15 protein-coding genes are annotated in these 21,182 nt (G+C 75.1%); 10 read left to right on the forward strand and 5 right to left on the reverse strand.

The window, feature by feature from the left end:
• Positions 1-6: 6 nt before the first annotated feature.
• Positions 7-2,133: an aminodeoxychorismate synthase component I gene (gene pabB, locus IE241_RS00640; protein WP_190019567.1), complete on the forward strand. Its 2,127-nt coding sequence runs from the start codon at positions 7-9 to the stop codon at positions 2,131-2,133.
• 41 nt (positions 2,134-2,174) lie between these two features.
• Here the strand turns inward: pabB and IE241_RS00645 are convergent, their stop codons facing one another.
• Entirely contained in the window at positions 2,175-3,320 is a 1,146-nt protein-coding gene (locus IE241_RS00645) for a transaldolase family protein (protein ID WP_190019568.1), read from the reverse strand.
• A 383-nt stretch (positions 3,321-3,703) separates the two neighbouring features.
• Between IE241_RS00645 and IE241_RS00650 the strand changes: the two genes are divergently transcribed.
• The 5 genes from IE241_RS00650 to IE241_RS00670 are packed head-to-tail and all read left to right on the forward strand — an operon-like array spanning position 3,704 to position 9,283.
• Positions 3,704-4,876, forward strand: coding sequence for a 3-deoxy-7-phosphoheptulonate synthase (locus IE241_RS00650; RefSeq protein WP_190019569.1), 1,173 nt, complete (start codon positions 3,704-3,706; stop codon positions 4,874-4,876).
• 6 nt (positions 4,877-4,882) lie between these two features.
• On the forward strand, positions 4,883-5,563 hold the full coding sequence (locus IE241_RS00655; RefSeq protein ID WP_190019570.1) for an isochorismatase family protein: 681 nt from the start codon (positions 4,883-4,885) through the stop codon (positions 5,561-5,563).
• A 59-nt stretch (positions 5,564-5,622) separates the two neighbouring features.
• The gene (locus IE241_RS00660; protein WP_190020375.1) at positions 5,623-7,527 is read left to right on the forward strand and encodes an anthranilate synthase family protein; all 1,905 of its coding nucleotides are present in this window, start codon (positions 5,623-5,625) and stop codon (positions 7,525-7,527) included.
• Entirely contained in the window at positions 7,524-8,039 is a 516-nt protein-coding gene (locus IE241_RS00665) for a transketolase-like TK C-terminal-containing protein (protein WP_190019571.1), read from the forward strand. Before IE241_RS00660 ends, IE241_RS00665 begins: the two co-directional genes overlap by 4 nt.
• A 44-nt stretch (positions 8,040-8,083) precedes the next feature.
• Positions 8,084-9,283 (forward strand): transaldolase family protein, encoded by a 1,200-nt coding sequence (locus IE241_RS00670; protein ID WP_190019572.1) that lies wholly within the window; start codon positions 8,084-8,086, stop codon positions 9,281-9,283.
• On the opposite strand, the gene IE241_RS00675 is transcribed toward IE241_RS00670, so the two are convergent.
• Complete coding sequence (locus tag IE241_RS00675) at positions 9,232-9,885, reverse strand: NADPH-dependent FMN reductase (RefSeq protein ID WP_190019573.1); 654 nt, start codon at positions 9,883-9,885, stop codon at positions 9,232-9,234. The genes IE241_RS00670 and IE241_RS00675 overlap by 52 nt on opposite strands.
• Positions 9,886-10,283: 398 nt before the next feature.
• Here IE241_RS00675 and IE241_RS00680 point away from each other — a divergent pair, with 398 nt between their 5' ends.
• The 3 genes from IE241_RS00680 (at position 10,284) to IE241_RS00690 (ending at position 14,640) form a co-directional block, all read left to right on the forward strand.
• The gene (locus IE241_RS00680; RefSeq protein WP_190019574.1) at positions 10,284-11,324 is read left to right on the forward strand and encodes an arylamine N-acetyltransferase family protein; all 1,041 of its coding nucleotides are present in this window, start codon (positions 10,284-10,286) and stop codon (positions 11,322-11,324) included.
• A gap of 68 nt (positions 11,325-11,392) precedes the next feature.
• Positions 11,393-13,039, forward strand: coding sequence for a class I adenylate-forming enzyme family protein (locus tag IE241_RS00685; RefSeq protein WP_190020376.1), 1,647 nt, complete (start codon positions 11,393-11,395; stop codon positions 13,037-13,039).
• Entirely contained in the window at positions 13,036-14,640 is a 1,605-nt protein-coding gene (locus IE241_RS00690; RefSeq protein WP_190019575.1) for an FAD-dependent oxidoreductase, read from the forward strand. Before IE241_RS00685 ends, IE241_RS00690 begins: the two co-directional genes overlap by 4 nt.
• 642 nt (positions 14,641-15,282) lie before the next feature.
• On the opposite strand, the gene IE241_RS00695 is transcribed toward IE241_RS00690, so the two are convergent.
• From IE241_RS00695 to IE241_RS00705, 3 genes are all read right to left on the reverse strand, one after another.
• The gene (locus IE241_RS00695) at positions 15,283-16,698 is read right to left on the reverse strand and encodes an MFS transporter (protein WP_190019576.1); all 1,416 of its coding nucleotides are present in this window, start codon (positions 16,696-16,698) and stop codon (positions 15,283-15,285) included.
• A 36-nt stretch (positions 16,699-16,734) separates the two neighbouring features.
• Positions 16,735-17,340 (reverse strand): SRPBCC family protein, encoded by a 606-nt coding sequence (locus tag IE241_RS00700; protein ID WP_190019577.1) that lies wholly within the window; start codon positions 17,338-17,340, stop codon positions 16,735-16,737.
• Positions 17,341-17,481: 141 nt separating this feature from the next.
• A complete protein-coding gene (locus tag IE241_RS00705) occupies positions 17,482-18,462 on the reverse strand; it encodes an NADPH:quinone reductase (protein ID WP_190019578.1) in 981 nt (326 codons plus the stop codon).
• Positions 18,463-18,646: 184 nt separating this feature from the next.
• Between IE241_RS00705 and IE241_RS00710 the strand changes: the two genes are divergently transcribed.
• Positions 18,647-20,737: an FAD/NAD(P)-binding protein gene (locus tag IE241_RS00710; protein WP_190019579.1), complete on the forward strand. Its 2,091-nt coding sequence runs from the start codon at positions 18,647-18,649 to the stop codon at positions 20,735-20,737.
• Positions 20,738-21,182 lie beyond the last annotated feature (445 nt).

A 21,182-nucleotide genomic window follows, 5' to 3' on the forward strand; every position in this document is an offset into this window, starting at 1 on the left:
GGATTCGTGCGTACGTTATTGGTCGACAACTACGACTCGTTCACTTACAACCTGTTCCACTATCTGGCCGAAGTCAACGGCCGGGAACCGGAAGTCGTCACCAACGACGACCCTTTCTGGAAAACCGGCCGGCTCGCGGAATTCGGCAATGTCGTCCTCTCGCCCGGACCCGGCACCCCGGAACGCGAGGCGGATTTCGGAATCTGCGCCGATATCCTGCGCCACGGCACCCTGCCCACCCTGGGCGTCTGCCTGGGCCACCAGGGCATCGCCGTGGTGTACGGAGGCGAAGTCTGCCGGGCGCCGGAGCCGCGCCACGGCCGGGTCTCGCCCGTCCTCCACGGAGGCACCGGCCTCTTCGAGGGACTGCCGTCCCCTTTGACGGCCGTGCGCTACCACTCGCTGGCCGTCGGCCGCCCGCCCGCGTCCCTGGAGGTGACGGCCCGCACCGCCGACGGCACGATCATGGGCTTGCGCCACCGTGAACTGCCGCTGTGGGGGGTGCAGTTCCATCCCGAGTCGGTCGGCAGCGCCTACGGGCACCGCATTCTGGACAATTTCCGCCGGATGTCGGAGCGTCACGGCGTACGGCGCAAGCACACGAGGCCCTTCGCCACAACGGTGAGGACGCCCGAGGCAACGCCCGGAGAGACGTCCGAAGCCACGCCCGAAGAGCAGTCGCCCCGGCGCACCCTGCAGGTCCTCACCGCGGCCCTGCCGACGCACTGGGACGACGAGGTCGTCTTCGACCGCCTCTTCCGCCGGGGCCCGCACGCCTACTGGCTCGACAGCAGCAGGCGCGACGGGAGCAACGGCAGGTTCTCCGTCATGGGGGACGCCTCCGGGCCGCTCGCCCGGATCGCCTGCGCCGACGTCGACAGCAGCACCGTCATCGTCCGCTCCCGGCACGCCACCGAGGTCGTCACGGGAGGGTTCCTGGACTGGCTCGCCCGCGACCTGTGCGCCACCCGCACCGAAACCCCCGCCCTGCCCTGCGGTTTCGCACTCGGCTGGGTGGGCTACCTCGGCTACGGGCTGAAGGCCGAATGCGGCGGCGAGCCGGGCCACCGATCCGACGAGCCGGACGCCACCATGGTCTTCGCCGACCGGGCCCTGGTCCTCGACCACGCGACCGGCACCACCCACCTCCTCGCACTCACCGAGGACGGCGACGAGTCCGCGGCCCGCTCGTGGCTCGACGCCACCGCCCGCAAGCTCTCTGCCCTCGCCGGACTGCGGCCCTTTCCCGCAGGCCGCCCCGGCGCCCTGGGCGCACTGCACCTGCGCCACGACCGCGACGCCTACCTCCGACTCATCAACGCGTGCCGGGAACAGATCGCGGCAGGGGAGACCTACGAGGTCTGCCTGACCAACATGGCCGAGGCCACCGGCACCCTGGACCCCTGGGCGGGCTACCGCTTCCTGCGCCGCACCAGCCCCGCCCCCTTCGGCGCCCTCCTGTCCTTCGACGGCCTCTCGGTCCTCAGCACCTCACCCGAGCGGTTCCTGCGCATCGACCGGGAGGGCCGGGCCGAGTCGAGTCCGATCAAGGGCACCCGCCCGCGCGGCGCGACCCCGCAGCAGGACGCGCTGCTGGCCGCGGACCTGGCCGCCAGCGAGAAGGACCGGGCGGAGAACCTGATGATCGTGGACCTGGTCCGCAACGACCTCGGCCGCTGCGCGCAGGTCGGCTCCGTCGAGGCGAAGGACGTCTTCCGCGTCGAGAGCTACGCCAAGGCCCACCAACTGGTCAGCACCGTACGGGCCACGCTGCGCCCGGACCGCTCGCCGGTGGACTGCGTCCGGGCGGCCTTCCCGCCGGGCTCGATGACGGGCGCGCCCAAGATCCGCACGATGCAGATCATCGAACGCCTGGAGCAGGGCCCGCGCGGCGTCTACTCCGGCGCGATCGGCTACTTCTCGCTCAGCGGCGCGGTGGACCTGAGCGTGGTCATCCGCACGGCCGTGGTCACGGTGGACCGGGTGCGGTACGGGGTGGGCGGCGCGATCATCGCCCTCTCCGACCCGGAGGAGGAATACGAGGAGACGGCGGTGAAGGCGGCCCCCCTCACGGCCCTGACGGGAACGGACTTCCCGGACCGGCACGGGACGAGGGACAGGGTGAGTATCTGACAAAGCGACGAGGGGCGGACGGACGGGAGGGGCGGGCCCGCTCACCCTCCCGGCCCTCCGAGCAACCGCTCGGTCACCGCCCCCCGCAGCGCCCGCCAAGAACCCCCCACCCGCTCCCCGCTCTCCGCCTCCAGCCTCCCCGCCACCTCGTCGAACGACACCCCCAGCCCCTCCAGCCGCACCACGGCCTCCCGCGCCGCCCTCTCCTGCCCCGTCAGCGTGTCCCCCCGCAGCCGCCCCCGCCGCCCCGCCGCAGCCAGCGTGGCCTCGGACATCGCGCTGACGGTGCCCCAGGCCACGAGCGACTCCACGTACGGCACACCGCGCGGCACCGCCTCCACGGGGGAGCCGACGGACCACATCACCCGCTGCGGCCGGGCCCCGGCCGCGGCGAGGACCCGCCAGCGCGCGCTGCCCAGCCCCTCCTCGTAGCGCCGGTACACGAGCCGGGCGAGGGCGAGGGCGGCGGTGCCCCGTATCCCCGGCATCGCCGCGCCCCCCGCCCGCAGCAGGGCGTCGACGGCGGCGTCGATCCGGGCCACGGGCAGCGACGCGAGCGACGGGATCGCCGACAGGTCCAGGCCGGCGGCCCGGGCCCGCTCCAGGCCGTCGAACCACACGTCCACGACCTGTTCGTAGCGGCGCAGGGAGAAGACGTCCGTGACGTGCACGCCGATCCCGCGGGCCAGGCACGCGCGGGCCGCGGCGAGTCCCTCGTCGGTGGCGGGGATCTTCACGAGCGCGTTGGGGCGGCAGGCGGCCCGGTGCAAGGCGGCCGCGGCGTCGGCGAAGGTGGCGGCCGTGACCCGCGCGGCACCGGCCGGCCGGGGGTCCAGCCCCATGGACACGTGTCCGTCGAGTCCTTGCGTGGAGGCGAAAACCGGCCGCAGCTCGTCGCAAGCGGCCCGCAGGTCGTAGGCACACAGCGCCTGAACGGCCGTGGCCGGAGGAACGGACCGGCACGCGAGATGGGAAAGCTGCTGCCCGTAGGCGGTGCCCCTCGCGACCTCGGCCGCGAGCGCCCCGGGGTCGGACGTGGCCCCCCGCACCTCGCCCGCGGCGACGAGCCGGGCGAGCGCACCGGAGGCGAGGAGCGAGCGGCGCAGGCCGTCGAGCCAGGGGGAGACCCCTTCGGCGAGGAGTTCCCGCAGGACCTCACCACCAGACGTCACCGTGCCCTCTCCCATGGCAGGGTCGCCCCCTCTCCGGATGGCCGCGGACATGCATAGGGCAGAGGTAACGACCGTAAGTCCGGTCCGGGGGCGCTGCCGAGCAGTCCGCCGGTACTCCGTCAACTTGGCGCGAACGAAGACTTGACAGCCATCTGATGGAGTCGGACCCCATCTGACGGAGTGAGCGGGGCGGCGTTGGCGGAACGGAGGGCGCCGCGGACGATCGAGAACCGTACCGTGCTCTGCGCCGAAGCGGCCCGCCGCCGGCCCACCTGCACCAGCCACCCAGGGAGCCGCCACCACCCGATCCCGGCACGACCGTTGCTTTGCCCTGCTTGCTCGCTCGCTTGCTTGCTTGTTCTCAAGAGCAGTCACTTAAGTGTTTTTTGGAGACACCCATGACCGACGCTCTGCTCGACGTCCAGGACAAACCGGCCCTCCAGCAGCCCGACTGGGGCGACGCCCCCCAGGTGCGCCGGGTCCGCGAGGAGCTGTCCCGCCGCCCGGCGCTCGTCCGCGCCGACGACGCACGGACCCTGCGCCACCACCTCGCCGAGGTGGCCCGCGGCGCCGCCCAGGTGATCCAGGCGGGCGACTGCGCCGAGGACCCCGCGGAGTGCACCTCGGGCTACGTCGCCCGCAAGGCCGGCCTCCTGGACGTCCTGGCCGGGGTCCTGAAGATGGTCGCCCACAAGCCGGTGGTCCGCGCGGGCCGTATGGCCGGGCAGTTCGCCAAGCCGCGCTCCAGCGCCACCGAGTGCGTCGCAGGAGCCGAACTGCCCGTCTACCGCGGTCACATGGTCAACACCCCCGAGCCCCACCCGGAGCGCCGCCGCCCCGACCCGCAGCGCCTGCTCTCCGGCTACCTCGCGGCCGGCGAGGCCATGACGCACCTCGGCTGGCTGGACCCGTCCCGCCGCTCGGGCGTCTGCCCGCCGGTGTGGACCAGCCACGAGGCGCTCCTGCTCGACTACGAACTGCCCATGGTCCGTCCGGGCGAGGACGGCCGTCCCCTGCTCACCTCCACGCACTGGCCCTGGATCGGCGAGCGGACCCGCCGCGCGGACGGCGCGCACGTGGCCCTGCTGGCGGCCGTCGCCAACCCCGTGGCCTGCAAGGTCGGTCCCTCGACGACCACGGACGAGATCCTGGCCCTGTGCGAGCTCCTCGACCCCGGGCGCGAGCACGGGCGGCTGACCCTCATCGCCCGCATGGGCGCCGACAAGGTCGGCGAGAAGCTGCCCCCGCTCGTGGCGGCCGTGCGCGACGCCGGGCACCCCGTCATCTGGCTGAGCGACCCCATGCACGGCAACACGCTCACCGCGCCCGACGGCCTCAAGACCCGCCTGCTGGACACGGTGATCCGCGAGGTCCGGGACTTCCAGTGCGCGGTGCGCCGCTCCGGCGGCGTCGCGGGCGGCCTGCACCTGGAGACCACGCCCGAGCACGTCACCGAGTGCGTCCGCAACGAGTCCGAACTCGACCACGTGGGCGACAAGTACACGAGCTTCTGCGACCCCCGGCTCAATCCGCAGCAGGCCATCTCCGTCGTCTCGGCCTGGGAGGGCTGATCCGCCATGGCAGGAATTCCCCCCATCGAGCCCTACCCGATGCCGGCCGCGGGCGACCTGCCCGAGAACACCGCCCGCTGGGGCGCCGACCCGGCCCGTGCCGTGCTGCTGATCCACGACATGCAGCGCTACTTCCTCGGTCCCCTGCCGGAGCAACTGCGCGAGGAACTGGTCGCCAACGCGGCCCTGCTGCGCGAGACCGCGGCCGCACTCGGCATCCCCGTCGCCTACACGGCCCAGCCCGGCGGCATGGACGACGAACAGCGCGGCCTGCTCAAGGACTTCTGGGGCCCGGGGATGCGCGTCGACCCCGCCGACCGGCGCGTCGTCGAGCCGCTCTCCCCGGCCCCGGGGGACTGGGTCTTCACCAAGTGGCGCTACAGCGCCTTCTTCCGCTCCGACCTGCTCGGGCGGATGCGTGCCAACGGCCGCGACCAGCTGATCGTCTGCGGGGTGTACGCACACGTCGGCGTGCTGATGAGCGCCGTCGACGCGTTCACCAACGACATCCGCCCGTTCCTGGTCGCGGACGCCGTAGCCGACTTCTCCGCCGCGTACCACCGCCTCGCCCTGGAGTACGCGGCGGCGCGTTGCGCCGTGGTCACCACCACCAAGGACATGCTGGGCCGGCTGCAGGGCGGGGACCGCCCGGCGGACACCCTCGCGGTGCGGGGAGCGGCGGTATGAACACCGACCGGAAAGGACCGGACCCGACCGTGAATGCCACTGCGAACACGACCGACGACATGACCGCGAACGCCGCCGGCGACCTGCTCGCCCGGGTGCTGGGCCCCCGGCCGCCCGCCTTCGCCCTCCTCCACCGCCCCGAGTCCACCGGACCGGGCGCCGTCGAACTCCTCCTCGGCGAGATCTCCCGGCCGGAGTCCCTGGCGGCGATCCCGCTGGAGGACGCGCCCACCGGGACGGCGCCCCGCGGCGCCTCGCACGACGTCCTGGCGATCGTCCCGTACCGCCAGATCGCCGAACGAGGCTTCCGCGGCGCCGACGACGGCGCGCCGCTGCTGGCCATGACCGTCACCGACCAGGCCGTCCTGCCCCTCGCCGAGCTCCTCGCCCGGATCCCCGAGACGCCGATCACCCTGTCCGGCGGGCACTTCGACATGGACGACGAGGCGTACGCGGACACGGTCCGCCGGGTCGTCGCCGACGAGATCGGCGAGGGCGAGGGCGCGAACTTCGTCATCAAGCGCTTCTTCCTCGCCGGCATCGACGGCTACACGCCCGCCCACGCCCTGACCTTCTTCCGCCGCCTGCTGGAGCGCGAGTCCGGCGCCTACTGGACCTTCGTCGTGCACACGGGCGAGCGCACGTTCGTGGGCGCCACGCCCGAGCGCCACATCAGCGTCCACGGCGGCACCGCCGTGATGAACCCCATCAGCGGCACATACCGCTACCCCGCCGCCGGTCCCAGCCTGCCCGAGGTCATGGACTTCCTCGCCGACCGCAAGGAGGCCGACGAGCTGTACATGGTCGTCGACGAGGAGCTGAAGATGATGGCCCGCATCTGCGCGGGCGGCGGCCGCGTCGTGGGCCCCTACCTCAAGGAGATGGCGCGCCTCGCCCACACCGAGTACTTCATCGAGGGCACCACCGACCGCGATCCGCGCGAGATCCTGCGCGAGACGATGTTCGCGCCGACCGTCACCGGCAGCCCGCTGGAGAGCGCCTGCCGCGTCATCGACCGCTACGAGCCCCGGGGCCGCGGCTACTACAGCGGCATCCTCGCCCTCGTCGGGCGCGACGCGCGCGGCGAGCGCACCCTGGACTCCTCGATCCTCATCCGCACCGCGGACATCGACCGCACCGGGGGCGTACGGATCGGGGTGGGGGCCACCCTCGTGCGCCACTCCGACCCCGCCTCCGAGGTCGCCGAGACCCGCGCCAAGGCCGCCGGGCTGATCTCCGCCCTGGAGTCCGGCGGCGCCGCCCGGTTCGGCGGCCACCCGAGCGTCCGCGCCGCCCTGGAACAGCGCAACGACAGCATCGCCGGCTTCTGGCTCGCCCAGGAGGCCGACCGGGAGCTCACCGCGCCCGGCCTGGCCGGGCGGCGCGTCCTCGTCGTCGACGCGGAGGACACCTTCACCTCCATGATCGGGCATCAGCTGCGCGCCATGGGGCTGACGGTGACGGTCCGGCGCTTCGACGAGCCGTACGTCTTCGACGGGCACGACCTCGTCGTGATGGGGCCCGGCCCCGGCGATCCGCGCGACGGCCGCCACCCCAAGATCGCCCACCTGCGGGGCGCCGTCCGCGCCCTCCTGGACGAGCGGCGGCCGTTCCTTGCCGTCTGCCTCAGCCACCAGGTGCTCTCCCTCGCCCTCGGCTTCGAGCTCGTCCGCCGGGACGTCCCCAACCAGGGCGTCCAGCGCGAGATCGACCTCTTCGGCAACCGGGAGCGCGTCGGCTTCTACAACACCTTCGCCGCCCGCAGCGACCGCGACTGCGTGGACGTGGAGGGCATCGGCACGGTCGGCGTCAGCCGCGATCCGCACACCGGAGAGGTGCACGCGCTGCGCGGGCCCCGCTTCGCCTCCATGCAGTTCCATGCGGAATCCGTCCTTACTCAAGGAGGACCCCGCATTGTGGGCAGCCTGCTCGCCGCTCTCGCTCCGGAGGTGCCCGTCGCATGAACCCCGCCCAGATCACCGAAGTCCCCGTCGCCGCGGGCGGCGACGGGGCCGCCCGCGGCGGCTACGTCCTCGCCGAGGCCCACGACGCCGACCTGGCCGCCGCGGCCCCCGACGTCGTCCTCGTCGCCTCCGGCGGCGAGGTGCCGACCGCGCTGGACGCCCGCCGCATCCTGCAGCGCGAGGGCATAGCCACCCGGGTGGTGTCGATGCCCTGCGCAGCGTGGTTCCACCGGCAGAGCAGCGCCTACCGCGACGCCGTCCTGCCGCCCGGCGCGCCCGCCACCGTCTCGGTCGGGGCGGGCGCGGAGGTGGGCCGGTACCAGCTCCTGGGCGGCGCCGGCGAGAACGTGTGCCTGGACCACTTCGGCACCGGTACCCCGGGCGACGGCCTGTACGGACTCTACGGACCCCACGGCCTCAACCCGGAGCGGGTGGCGGCCGCGGCCCGGGCGAGCCTGTCCCGCGCCAGGGGAAGCGGCAGGTCGTGCGCTACGGGAAGAGGCAGGTCGTGAAGGGAGGGAAGAGGCAGGCCGCGAGGGGCGGGAAGAGGCAGGCCGTGAGAGGCGGGGACCGGGGCGCCCGTACGGCGGTGGCCGCCCCGGCGCACCCCGTACCCGGGCCGGCCGGGACCGGTGTCTCCGTGTGGCTCGACGGGCTCGCGCGGCAGCCGCTCGCGAGCGGGAGGCTCGCCGCCCTGGCCCGGCAGGGGCGCATCGCCGGCGTCACCTCCGACCCGGCGTTCCTCGCCCGGTCCCTGACCCGCGGGCCCTACTACTCGGGCCAGCTCGGCGACCTCGCCGAACGCGGCATCCCCGCCGAGCGGGCCCTCAAGGCCCTGGCCGTCCACGACATCCGGTGGGCCTGCGACATCCTGCGACCCGTTCACGAGGCGACCGCCGGCGTCGACGGGCTCGTCTCCGTAAGCCTCGACCCCCGGCTCGCCCACGACGGCGAGGCCACCCTCGCCGAGGCCCGCACCCTGTGGCACGCCGTCGACCGCCGCAACGCCATGCTCGGCATCCCCGCCACCCCCGCCGGCCTCACGGCCCTGAGTGCCTGCCTCGCCGAGGGCATCAACGTCAACGCCACCCTCGTCCTGTCCGCATCCCGCCACCTCCGGGTCGGCGAGGCCTACCTGGAGGGGCTGGAACGGGCGCACGCCGCGGGACGCCATCTCCCCGCGCTCGCGTCGGTCGCCTCCTTCCCCGTCAGCCGCATCGACACCGCCGTCGACGCTCTGCTCGAACGCGAGGGCACCTTGGAGGCCAGGGCCATGCGGGGCGCCACCGCCGTCGCGGCCGCCCGGCGGCTCCACGCACAGCACGAGCGGATGCTGAACGCACCCCGGTGGCACGCCCTGGCGGCCCGCGGGGCCCGCCCCCAGCGGCTGCTGTGGACCGCGACGGCCGCCCCCGGCCCCGGGCTCCTGCCCACGCGCTACGCCGCCCCGCTGCTGACCCGCGGCACGGTGACGGCCGTCCCGGAGGAGCTGCTGGAGGAACTGGACACGGTGCCGTCCGGTGAAGCACGCGATGCTGGTGTCGGTGTCGGTGTCGGTGTCGGTGTCGGTGTCGGTGTCGGTGCCGGTGCGTACGCGGCCGCCGGGCGGCTGCTCGGGCACCTGGAGTGGTTCGGCATCGACCACTGTGAACTCGCCCTGCGCCTGGAGTCCGAGGCGCTCAAGGAGCTCAACGACGCCTGGCATCAGCTCCTGGACGAGGTGACGCTGGCTCTCGACGGGGCGTCGAGGGGGTGAGGCGGCGGCGCGGCCCCGTACGGGGTGCGCGTCGGCCTGCGCTGTTCCGCCATGATGGCCACCGCCTCGAACGTGGCGTCGACCAGCTCGCGCAGCGCCCGTACCGCTTCCCCGTCGGTCATCTCGCCCGCACCGTCGAGCCGTTGGTGCGCCCAACGGATGGCCACGGGAGGGTGCTCGACCGTGATCGCCTCGCAGCTGTCCAGGAGGTCCAGCAGCGCCGGCTGGGCGTCGATGCCTCCGCGCCCGCCCGGCGAGGCGCTCAGGACGGCGGCCACCCTCCCGGTGAGCGGGCTCGCGCCGTCCGGGCGGGAGAGCCAGTCGAGGGCGTTCTTCAGCACGCCGGGCACCGCGCCGTTGTAGCAGGGCGTGCCGATCACCAGGGCGTCGGCGCCCGCGACCAGCGCGCGGGCGGCGGCCACGGCCGGGGTCGTCCCCGCGCCTTCCGCGTCCCCGTTGTAGAACGGCAGCCGGCCGATCGGCAGCGAGACCACCGAGGCGGCCGGACGGGTCTGCGTGATGATGCGGCGTACGGCCCTGAGCGCCGCCGAGTTCACCGATGCGGCGCGCAGACTGCCCGAGATCAGTACCACCTTGGTCATGTCGGTCCCCGCTTCTCCGTCGGAGGCCCCGGCGCGACGCCGGCGCGGGCCGCGGCGAACGGCGGCCCTCCGGACCTGCCGGACGGTCCGAGGGTAGGTCGGCCAACGGACGCCCGCCGCCGCCCCGGGGCCCGTCTGTCAGGTCACCCGGCCCCGCACGGAGCGGACCTGACGCACTGACGGGCGGGCTGACGCACTCGGGCGCCGCGCGTTGGCACGGCCGTGCGGACCGCCCAGGATGACAGCCACCCGGGCCGTGGGGAGACCCCCGGAACGGCCCCGCGGCCCGAGGGCCAACGTCCGACATCCAACGTCCGGCGCCCGGTGTCCCGCAGGGCAATGCGCCAGGCGGGACACCCGCCGCACCACACCGCACGGGAGAAGGGAGCAGGCGGCCCATGCCGAACACCGCCGTCGTCCGGGGCCCCGCAGGGCCCGCCGACCCCGCCGCCGGACGGGCGCGCCCCGAGGGCACCCCTGTCCGGCCGCCCGCAGCAGGCGAGCCCGCGTGGGAGACCGCCTCCCTCGACCTGGACGCCTACCTGGCCAGGACCGGCCTCACCGAGCGCCCCGATCTCACCGAGCGCCCCGATCTCACCGAGCGCCTCGGTCTCACTGATCGCCTCGATCCCACCGGTCCCACCGGTCGCGCCGGCCTCCGCCTTCCGCCGACCGCCGCGACGCTCCGCACCCTCCAGCGCGCCCACACCGCCGCCGTCAGCTTCGAGAACCTCGACGTCCTCCTCGGCCGGGACATGCCGCTCGACACCGACGCGCTCCAGCGCAAGCTGGTCGGCGCGGGGCGCGGCGGCTACTGCTTCGAGCAGAACCTGCTCTTCGCCGCCGTGCTCGAACGCCTCGGGTTCCCCGTCGTCCGCCACCTCGCCCGCGTCCGCCGCGGCAGCACCCGCGTGCGCCGCCGCTCCCACGCGACCCTCGTCGTCGAGGCGGACGGCCGCCCCTGGCTCTGCGACGCCGGCTTCGGCGACGAAGGCCCCCTCGTACCCGTACCCCTGGCCCCCGGCGCCACCGTGACCACCGGCGACTGGACCTGGCGCCTGGACCTCGAACCGGCGGACGGCCGCACCCCGGAGCAGTGGGTGCTGCGCTCCCTGCACCCCGACGGCTGGTTCGACGTCTACTCCCTGCGCTTGGAGCACCACGCCCCCGACGACTTCGAGGCCGCCCACTACTGGACCTCCCACCACCCCCGCTCGCCCTTCACCGGCCGCCTCATCGCCCAGCGCGGCGACGACCACTTCCGTCACACGCTCACCGACCGCACCCTCGCCGCCCGTTACGCCGACGGCCGCCTCCTGCGCACCGAACTCGCCCCCGACGAGGTCGGCCCCGTCCTGCGCGGCACCTTCGGCATCACCCTCACCGCCGAGGAGTCCGTCCTGCTGCAGGGGCACGCCGCCTCATGGACGACCTCGTGAACGGCCGTATGAACGGCCGTGTGAACGGTCTCGTGAACGGCGTCGTGAACAGCCTCGTGAGCGGTGCCATGAACAGCTTCGTGAACGGTCTTGAGAACAACTCCGTGAAGGGCGGCCTCCGCCTCGGGCTGATCCCGGAACGGGCGGCCGCCGCGCACGGCCATGTGACGGTCACGCTCGACCACGACCTCGACGCTCTGCCCGGCACGGGCCGCCGGCTGACCTACGCCGGGCTCGCCGAGCACGTGGACGACTTGGCGGCCCGGCTGTGGGCGGCCGGCGTACGCCCCACCGAGCACCTCGTGGTCCACAAGGCGGCGAACTTCGACATCTACCTGCTGGCCTGCGCCGCCGCCCGCATCGGCGCCGTCCCCGTCCTGCTCTCCCCGGCGCTCGACGGCGCCACGGCCGGCGCCCTGCTGCGTCGGCTGCACCACCCGAACCACCCGAACCACCCGAACCACCCTCACCACCCGCATCGCCCCCAACGCCCGCACCTGCTCACCGACGACGACAAGCTGCGTACGTGCCTCGCGCCGCTCGACCTGTCCGACGTCGCCGCCAAGGTGCTCACCACCGGCCCTGCCCGTCCCGGCTGCACCCCGCTCGCGGCCCTGGCCGGTGCGCCGCGCCGCGATCCCGTGCTGCTGCCCGCGGATCGCCCCGCGCTGATGACCCACACCTCCGGCACCACCGGCCTCCCCAAGCTGGTGGTGCACACGGCGGCCGGCCTCTACGGCCGGTACGCACCGCAGCGCACGCTCGCCGCCCTGATCCGTACGCCCGAGACCTACGCGGCACACCTCAGCCCCGTCCACTCGCGGATGTACCTGGCGCTCGCCGTCGCCCTGCCCAAGGGCATGCCCCTCGTCGTCGTGGGCGACCCCGACCCGGCGCACGTCGCGGACCTCTTCGCCCGCACCCGCCCCGGCTTCGTCGAGACCCACCCCAACTCCTTCATGGCGTGGGAGGAGCTGGCGGACGACCCGCGCGAACCCCTCGCCACCGTCCGGTACTTCAGCTCCACCTTCGACGCCCTCCACCCGCCCACCATGCGCCGGCTGCTGCTCGCCTCCCGCCGCGCCTCCCCGCGGTTCTTCCAGTTCTACGGGCAGAGTGAGTGCGGACCGCTCTCCGGCCGCTGGTACACCCCGCGCACCGTCCACCGGGCCGACGGCCGCTGCCTGGGCCTGCCCCTGCCCGGCGTCCGTGTGCGCCTGGCCGCCCCCGGCGGGCGGCGCCCCACGCGCGAGCGACCCGGCGCCATCGAGGTACGGGCAGCGGGCCGGGCCACCGGATACTTCGCCGAACCCGAGCGCTTCGCGCGCCAGCTGCACGACGGCTGGTGGCGCACCGGCGACGTCGGCTACCGCACCCGGTTCGGCTGCCTGCACCTGCTCGACCGCGAAGTGGACGTCCTCCCCGCCGTCGGCTCCACCCTCGAGGTCGAGGACCGGCTGATGGAACGGCTGCCCGAACTCGCCGAAGTCGTCCTCGTGCCCGGGCCCCGCAAGGAGCCCGTCCCCGTCGTGTGCACCCGGGGCGACGTGCCCCTCGACCCCGCCCGCTGGGCGTCCGCCGCCGCCGAGTGGCCGCAGCTCGCCGGGCCCGTGCAGCTTCCCCTGTCCGCGCTGCCGCGCACCGCCACCATGAAGGTGCGCCGCCTCGAACTCGCCCGGAGCCTGGGCGGCGCGAGCGCGGAGCGGACACCGTGACCCGCCCGGGACCCGGCGCCGCCGTGCTCGTCACCGGCGCCGGTCCCACCGGGCTCCTCGCCGCCTGCGAACTCCTGCGCCGCGGCGTGCCCGTGCGCCTGGTCGACTGCGCCCCGCGCCCCGCGTGCACCCCGAGGGCGCTGTCCCTGTGGCCCCGCGCGCTCGACATCCTCGACGACCTCGGCATCGGCGGCGACGTGCGCGCCGCGTCCGTACGCATCGACGCCTACCGCTACTTCACCGGTGGCCGGCCCCTCGCCGCCTTCGCCTTCCCCGCCGGCTGCGCGGCGCGCAACCTTCCGCAGCACGAGACGGAGCGGCTGCTCACCCGGCGGCTGCACGAACTCGGCGGCACGGTCGAACGGGGCGTGCGGCTGGAGGACTTCTCCCTGGAGGCGGGCACCGTACGGGCGTTCCTGCGCCACGCCGACGGGCGCGGGGAATCCGTCCGCACGCCCTATCTCCTGGGCGCCGACGGCGCGAGCAGCACCGTTCGCGGCCGGCTCGGGACGGCCTTCGAAGGCACCACGTACCCGATGTCCTTCGCCGTCCTCGACACCCGCGTCGAAGGGCCCCTGCCGCCCGGCGAGATCCACTACTACCAGGCGCCGTCCGGCACGCTCGTGATCGTGCCCCTGCCCGGCGGCGTCTTCCGCGTCCTGACCGCCCTGCCTGCCCTGCCCGCTGGGGCGCCCGCCCCCGACGTCCGCGCCGTGCAGGCCCTGCTCGACGCGCGCGGGCCGGGCGGCGTGTACGGGCCGGGCGGCGTGCGCATCACCGAGCCCGTCCACCAGGCCGTCTTCCGTGTCCACGCCCGCCGGGCCACCGCCCTGCGGCGTGGCCGGGTCTTCCTCCTCGGCGACGCCGCGCACATCCACAGCCCCGCCGGCGGGCAGGGCATGAACAACGGCCTCCAGGACGCGCACAACCTCGCCTGGAAACTGGCCGCGGTGCTCCACGGTGACTCCCCGGCCTCCCTCCTCGCCGACTACGGCCCCGAGCGCGCCGAGGCCACCCGGCGCATCGTGTGCGACACGGACCTGCAGACGCGGGCCTGGATGGCGGACGGCCGGGTGCGCGTCGCGGCGCGCGACACCGCGTTCCGGCTCCTGGAGCGGACGGGGGCGGTCACGCGTTTCTACGCCCCCGTCATGGCCGGCCACCGCCTCGCGTACCGCCCGCAGCGCGCCACGCAGGAGCCCGGCCGGCCGGCGGCGTGCCGCCTGCCGGGCGGGGTACGGGCGGGGGCCTTGTTCCCGCGCGGGCTCGCGCGGACTTACGGCATCGGCGGCCCGGAGGCGGACCCTTCGGCGTGGACACTGGTCCTTGTCCTGGTCCTGTGCGGGGGAACGCCCCCGGAGTGGTCGGCGAAGGCGACCCGGTGGGCCGCCGCCCACCGCCGGGTCCGCGTGGTCCACCTCCCCTTGGCCCCCACGACCCCGGCAACCCGCTGCCCCCGCCCGGGCTTCTACCTGATCCGCCCGGACGGCCACGTGGCAGCGCACGGCCATGCGCGCGACGTACCCCACCTGAAAGCGGAACTGTCCCGCGCCACGACAACACAGCCGGCGCCTGCCGCCCCGCCCCCACCTGGCCTGTAGGGCACCGCCGACCCGGCCGGCGGCGGCTGATCGCCGCGGCGGCGGTCTCTTCAATGCGCCGCGTCGGTGATCAGCCACGATGTCGCTGTCCGGCGGTGCCGAGCCCTCCTGGGCCCGTCCGGCACCGCCGGTCTGGACCGTGGTGGTTGATCGCCGTCGCGGCGGTTTCTTGGGCGTGGGCGCCCGCCCCCGGGTGGGACGGGTGTTGGTCGTGCCTTGGCCGCCGGGCGGGGGCCGGGGGTTGAAGGGGCTTGTGGCCTCTTCATTCCGCCGCAGTGGTGATCAGCCACCGTGTCGGTGTTCGGCGGTGCCGAGCCCACCTGGGCCCGTCTGGCACCGCCGGTTTGCACCGTGGTGGTTGGCTGCCGTCGCGGCGGTTTCTTGGGCGCGGGTGCCGTTGGTGGTCCGGCTGTGGCCGGGGGTGGAGGGCGGTGGTCGTGTCCTTGGCCGCCGGGCGGGGGCCGGGGGTTGAAGGGGCTTGTGGCCTCTTCATTCCGCCGCAGTGGTGATCAGCCACCGTGTCGGTGTTCGGCGGTGCCGAGCCCACCGCAGTCCGTCCGGCACCGCCGACCCGCACCGTGGTGGTCGACCGCCGTCGCCGCCCGCACCGGGGTCGCCGGATCGCCGTCGTGGCGGAGTGGCTCATCCGAGCCCGTCCGGGATCGCCGGGCCGCGGCCAGGGTGGCGTAGTAGACGGGCCTCGGGCACCGTCTCGCGGCGGGCGTACACCGCCCACGTAACCACCGCGCACAAGGCGTAGAGGCCGAGGAGGCCCCACAGGGCGGGGGCCGGCGAGCCCGCGTCGTAGGCGGCGCCCAGGGACAAGCCGATCGCGGCAGCCCCGAGCGCGCCGGCCGGGCCGGTGAGGCCGGAGGCGAAGACGGTGCGCCGGCGGGCGGCCGCGAAGGCGGTCCTCGCGTCCTGGCCGGAGAGGATCGCCTCGCCCGCCCGCGCGGCGAACACCGCCGGGGCGACCGTGGCGACGGCCCCGGCACCGATGCCGCCGAGCACGATCAGCACCGTGAACGCGGCGGCGAACACCCCCACGACCCCCCGCGACGACGCCGCGGCGAGCACGGCCGTGCCCACCGCCATGCCCGTCAGGCTCCCCAGCGTGACCCGCGCCCCGCCCCACCGCCCGGCCAGCCACCCGCCGCAGGGCCGGGCGGCCGCACCGAGCAGCGTCGCCGGCAGCGCGCACGCGAGGGCCACGAGCGCGGAGGCGCCGAACCCGTGCCGCAGCACCAGCCCGAAGGCGAGCCCGTAGCCGGTGAACGAGCCGGCGGTGGCGAGGGACAGCAGCGACAGCCACGCCAGGTGCGGATCCGTCCCCGCCCCTGTACCCGCCCCCGCCCAGCTCCGCGCTTCCGCCTCCGTAACCTCAACCCCAACCTCACCCGGCAAGTTGTCCATCCGCAGCGCGACCACCAGCGCCGCCAGCAGAGTCAGCGGAATGTGGACGGCCGCGATCCGGGCGGGGGAGGAGCCGCCCGCGGTCGTGGCGGCCAGCAATCCGACGAGCTGGGCGGAGGCGAGCCCGAGGTCCCCTCCGACGGTGGCGAGGGCGAGGGCCCGCGCCCGGCCGTGCCGGGGGAAGGAGGCGGCGGCCCCGGCCGGGGAGGCCGCGGCGGCGTCGCCCGCACCGGCGGTCGCGGCGGCGGCCAGCAGCAGCCACAGCGGCGCGCCGGGCCGCTGCAGGGCGTACACGGCGGCGAGCCCGGGCAGGGCCAGGGCGGCCGTGGTGACGGCAGTGTGGTCCCGGCCGCCCAGCCGGGCGAGGGCACGCGCGGCGGCCGGGCGCAGCGCCGCCCCGGCGACCACGGGGGTGACGAGCAGCAGGAACTTCTCACCGGGCCCGGGCGCCGCCCCGCTGCCCGCGGGCAGGAACAGCACGATCACCGGCCACATGCCGCGGACGGACAGTCCCAGGTGCCCGCAGAGGGCCGCCAGCAGCAGGTTTCGCCGGGCGACGTACCGTCCGCCCCGGGCCCAGAAGCCCGGGTCGTCGGCGTCCCACCGCTCGGCCCACGGGCGTGACGGCGCCGCTCGGTTCGACATCTCTCCTCATCTCTCGGCCCTCGCGGCACGGGCCTGTCAGACGGTCCGCTCGACGGCAGTCCGCTCGACGGCGGTCCTCTCGATCGCAGTCCGCTCGACGATGTCCTTGATGCGGGACAGCGCCGCAGCGACGTCGTCGGCGAGCTTGCGGTTCCACTCGGCGGTGAACCGCCGCCGCCCGTCCGGGCCCAGCTGCCGGAAGATCTTCGCGAGCCCTTCGGTGGGCCGGCCGAGCCGGTAGTGGTGGACGAGCAGACAGCCGTCCCCGGCGGCCTCGAACTCGTACGTCCAGATGCTGTCCTGACGCCGGCCGGCGCTGTCGCGGACGGCCCACTGGAACAGCCGCCCCGGCTCGGCGGCCACGATCTCGGACTCGGTGGTCCAGGGGCCGCGGACGACCGGCGCCCAGGGCACGACGTCCGCTCCGCGGTGGTTCTCGCCGCGGAAGACGGCGCCGACCGTGCGCGGCGTGCCGGACACCCAGCTGCCGCCGGTGCACTCGCGGCTCCACTCGCCGCTGCGGGCGAGATCGCTGACCGTGTCGTAGACGGTGCCGGGCGAGGCCGCGACGAGGATGCGGGCCTGCACCCGGAGGATCGCGGCGTCAACGTCGGCGTTGGCGCCGGTGGATGGGGGAGTCATAGCTTCCAGGGTGCGCGGGCCCGTGCACCGCGGGCAATGCCGTCCCGGTGGATGAGTCAGGTCCCGGGCACCCCCGTACGGGCCCCGGAGCCGGCCCTCAGGCGTCCTCAGGCACCCTCAAGCCGTCAAGCCGTCAAGCCGTCAGACCGTCAAGAGCAGTCGGCGCCCGCGGAGCTCCCCGCTCTCCATGCGGCGGTGCGCCTCGGCCGCGGCCGTGAGCGGCAGTTGCTCGACGGCCCGCGCCCGTAGCCGCCCCGTGGCGACCAGCGGCCCCACGACGCCCGCCGCCTCGGCGAGTTCGGTCGTGGAGGCGTGGGAGATCGCGAAGCCCACGACCGCCCCGCCCTTCTGGTACAGCGGCCCCACGGGCAGGACGGGCCGGGCGGCGACGCCCGCGAGCAGCACGATCCGGCCGCGCGGGGCCAGCAGCGCGACGGCGGCGTCCAGATCGTGCCCGCCGTGGGTGGCGACGTGCACGTCGACGCCGCCGGGCGCGGCCGCCGCGATGCGCCCGGCGAGCCCGGGACCGGCGTAGTCGAGGACCTCGGCGGCGCCGAGCGAGCGTACGTACTCCGCGTCGCGCGCCGCGGCCGTGGCCACCACCCGGGCGCCGGCCCACTCGGCCAGCTCCACCAGCGCGCTGCCCACGTTCCCCGCGGCCCCGGCGACGAACACGGTCGCGCCGGCCCGCAGCCCGCCGTGGGTGAACAGCGCGAGGTAGGCCGTGGCGGCGGGGTGGGCGACCGCGACGACGTCCTCGGGCCGCGCCCCGGAGGGCAACGGGTAGAGCCGGTCGGCGGGGACGACGGCCTGTTCGGCCGCGGGCCCCTGGCGGCCGCCGTGCCCCAGGCTGTTGCACCACACCGGGTCGCCGGGCGTGAACCCGGGCGCGCCCGGCCCGGCCTCGGCGACCGTCCCCACCAGGTCCCGGCCGATCACGAAGGGGAAGGGCAGCGCCGTCCGGAAGCCCCCGGAGCGGACCAGCGTGTCGACGGGGTTGACGGCCGTGGCGGCGACGTCGACCAGGACGTCGGTGGGGCCCGGCCGGGGGCGCGGCGCGGGGAGCTCGCCGACCACGATCTCCTCCGGCGGGCCGGTCCGTGTGATGTAGGCGGCGCGCATGCGGCCCACTGTCGCACGGCCGGGGGAGGGGCCCGGAGAGGCGCGGCTGACGGTATGTCATCTCACGGGCAGGGACCTGACGGAGCCCGCAGCCGCACGTTGACCCCCGTCGTGCGGCGACGGCCAGATGAAAGGCGTGCGGAATCCGCCGCGGGGAGCCCCCTCAGAACGGAGGAGCATACGCATGAGCAGCAGCAGCCGTATCGAGGTCGGCATCGTCGGCGCCGGCCCACGGGGACTGTCCGTGCTGGAGCGGCTGTGCGCCAACGAGCGCGCCACGCCTTCGCACTCCGCGGTGACCGTGCACGTCGTCGACCCCTCCGCCCCCGGCGCGGGCACCGTGTGGCGCACCGACCAGTCGCCCCACCTGCTGATGAACACCGTGGCCTCACAGATCACCGTGTACACGGACGACAGCGCCCGCATCGAGGGCCCGGTCGAACCGGGCCCCAGCCTGTACGAGTGGGCGCGCGCCATGGCGGCCGGCGCGGAGAGCGGGGACGGCGTGGCGGGCGGGCTCGGCGCGGAGGGCTGGGATGGCCTGGAGGGCGGGCTCGGCGCGAAGAGCGGGGAGGACGGCGAGGGCGTGGCGGGCGACGAGTCCGACGCCGGCACCCTCGCCGAGGCCCGCACGCTCGGACCGGACACCTACCCCACCCGCGCTTTCTACGGCCGCTACCTCCACGCCTGCTTCCGGCGGATCGCCGCCCGCGCCCCCGCGCACGTGACCGTCGAAGTCCACCGTTCGCGCGCGGTCGCCATGGCCGACGCCGAAGGCATCACCGGCGGCCCTCAGGGCATCCGCCTGGAGGACGGCACCCGGCTCAACCGGCTCGACGCGGTCGTCATGGCGCTCGGCCACGTGCCCGCGCAGCTGTCCGCCCGGGAAGCCCGTACGGCGTCGCTGGCCCGTATCCACCACCTCGACTACGTCACGCCCGTCAACCCCGCCGACCTCGACCTCGGGCACATCGCGCCCGGACAGCCCGTCCTGCTGCGCGGCCTGGGCCTGAACTTCTTCGACTACATGGCGCTGTTCAGCGCCGGGCGCGGCGGCACGTTCGTCCGCGAGGGCGGCCGGGTCGTCTACCGCCCGTCCGGTGCGGAGCCGCGGCTGTACGCCTTCTCCCGGCGCGGCGTCCCGTACCACGCCCGTGGCGAGAACGAGAAGGGCGCCCACGGCCGCCACCGGCCCCGGCTGCTCACCGCCGGCTGCATCGCCGGCCTGCGCGAACGCGCCCGGCGCGGGGGTCCCGTGCGCTTCGGCACCGACCTGTGGCCGCTGATCGCGGGCGAGGTGGAGGGCGTCTACTACGGCACGCTGCTGGAGCGGCTCGGCCGGGCGGGCGAGCGGGAGGAATTCACTGAGCGCTTCCTGGCGCTGGAGAAGGACGACGAGCGCGCGCAGCTCCTCGACGCCTTCCGCATCGCCCCCGCCGACCGCTGGGACTGGCCGCGCCTCGCCAGACCGTACGGAGACCGCGCGTTCACCGGCCGCGCCGACTTCCGCGCCTGGCTCCTGGACCATCTGCGCGCGGACGTGCGGGCCGCCCGCGAGGGCAACGTCAGCGGGCCCCTGAAGGCCGCCTTGGACGTCCTGCGCGACCTGCGCAACGAGATCCGGCTCGCCGTCGACCACGGCGGCCTGGAGGGCGACTCCCACCGGGACGACCTCGAAGGCTGGTACACCCCCCTCAACGCCTTCCTCTCCATCGGCCCGCCCGCCTCCCGTATCGAGGAGATGGCCGCCCTCATCGAGGCCGGCGTCCTGGAGGTCACCGGTCCCGGCACCGTCGTCCGCCTGGAGGTCGCAGGCCCCGCCGGTCCCTCCTTCGCCGCCGACTGCCCGGCCGTGCCCGGCCCGCCCGTCCGCTCCCGCGTACTGATCGAGGCCCGGCTGCCCGAGCCGGACCTGCGCCGCACCGCCGACCCCCTGCTCCGTCACCTCCTGAACACCGATCAGATCACCACCTACCGCATCCCCTCGGCCACGGGCGCGGGCTACGAGACCGGCGGACTGGCCGTCACCGAGCGCCCGTACCACGTCGTCGACGGCCGCGGCCGGCCCCACCCGCGCCGCTTCGCCTACGGGGTGCCCACGGAATCCGTGCACTGGGTCACGGCGGCGGGCATCCGGCCGGGCGTCGGCTCGGTGACGCTGGGCGACGCGGACGCCATAGCCCGCGCGGTCCTGTCCCTGCCCCCGACCGCCCACGTACCGCCGGCCCTCCGTCCGGTCCCCCCGGACACGACCCCGGAAGGCGTGATCGTGTGACCGCGACCCCCGACGACGCGGAGAAGCCCGCCCCCTCGATTCCGCCGCCGCGGCGCGCAGCCCCCGCGTCGGAGCGCGGCGGTGCCGTACGGACCCAGGCCGGTTCGGCACCGCCGGAGAGCACCGCGTCGGCTGATCGCCGTGGCGGCGGTGGGAGTGCGGGCGCCTGTAAGGGGACCCGGCCTCTTGCGCGAGGCGATGAGGCGCCGGCCTCCTTGATTCCGCCGCCGCGGCGCACAACCCCCGCGTCGGAGCCGGGCGGTGCCGTACCCGCGCCCGCCCGGGCCGGTTCGGTACCGCCGGAGAGTGCCGCGTTGGCTGATCGTCGCCGCGGCGGTGGGAGTGGAGGCGCGGCTGAGTCCGATGCGGCGCAATGCCAACGGGTGCCTGCACCTGTGATTCCGCCGCCGCGGCGGCGATCAGCCAACGCGATGGAGCCCGGCGG

Origin of the sequence: Streptomyces hiroshimensis (genome assembly GCF_014650335.1) — a bacterium.
Taxonomy (GTDB): Bacteria; Actinomycetota; Actinomycetes; order Streptomycetales; family Streptomycetaceae; genus Streptomyces; species Streptomyces hiroshimensis.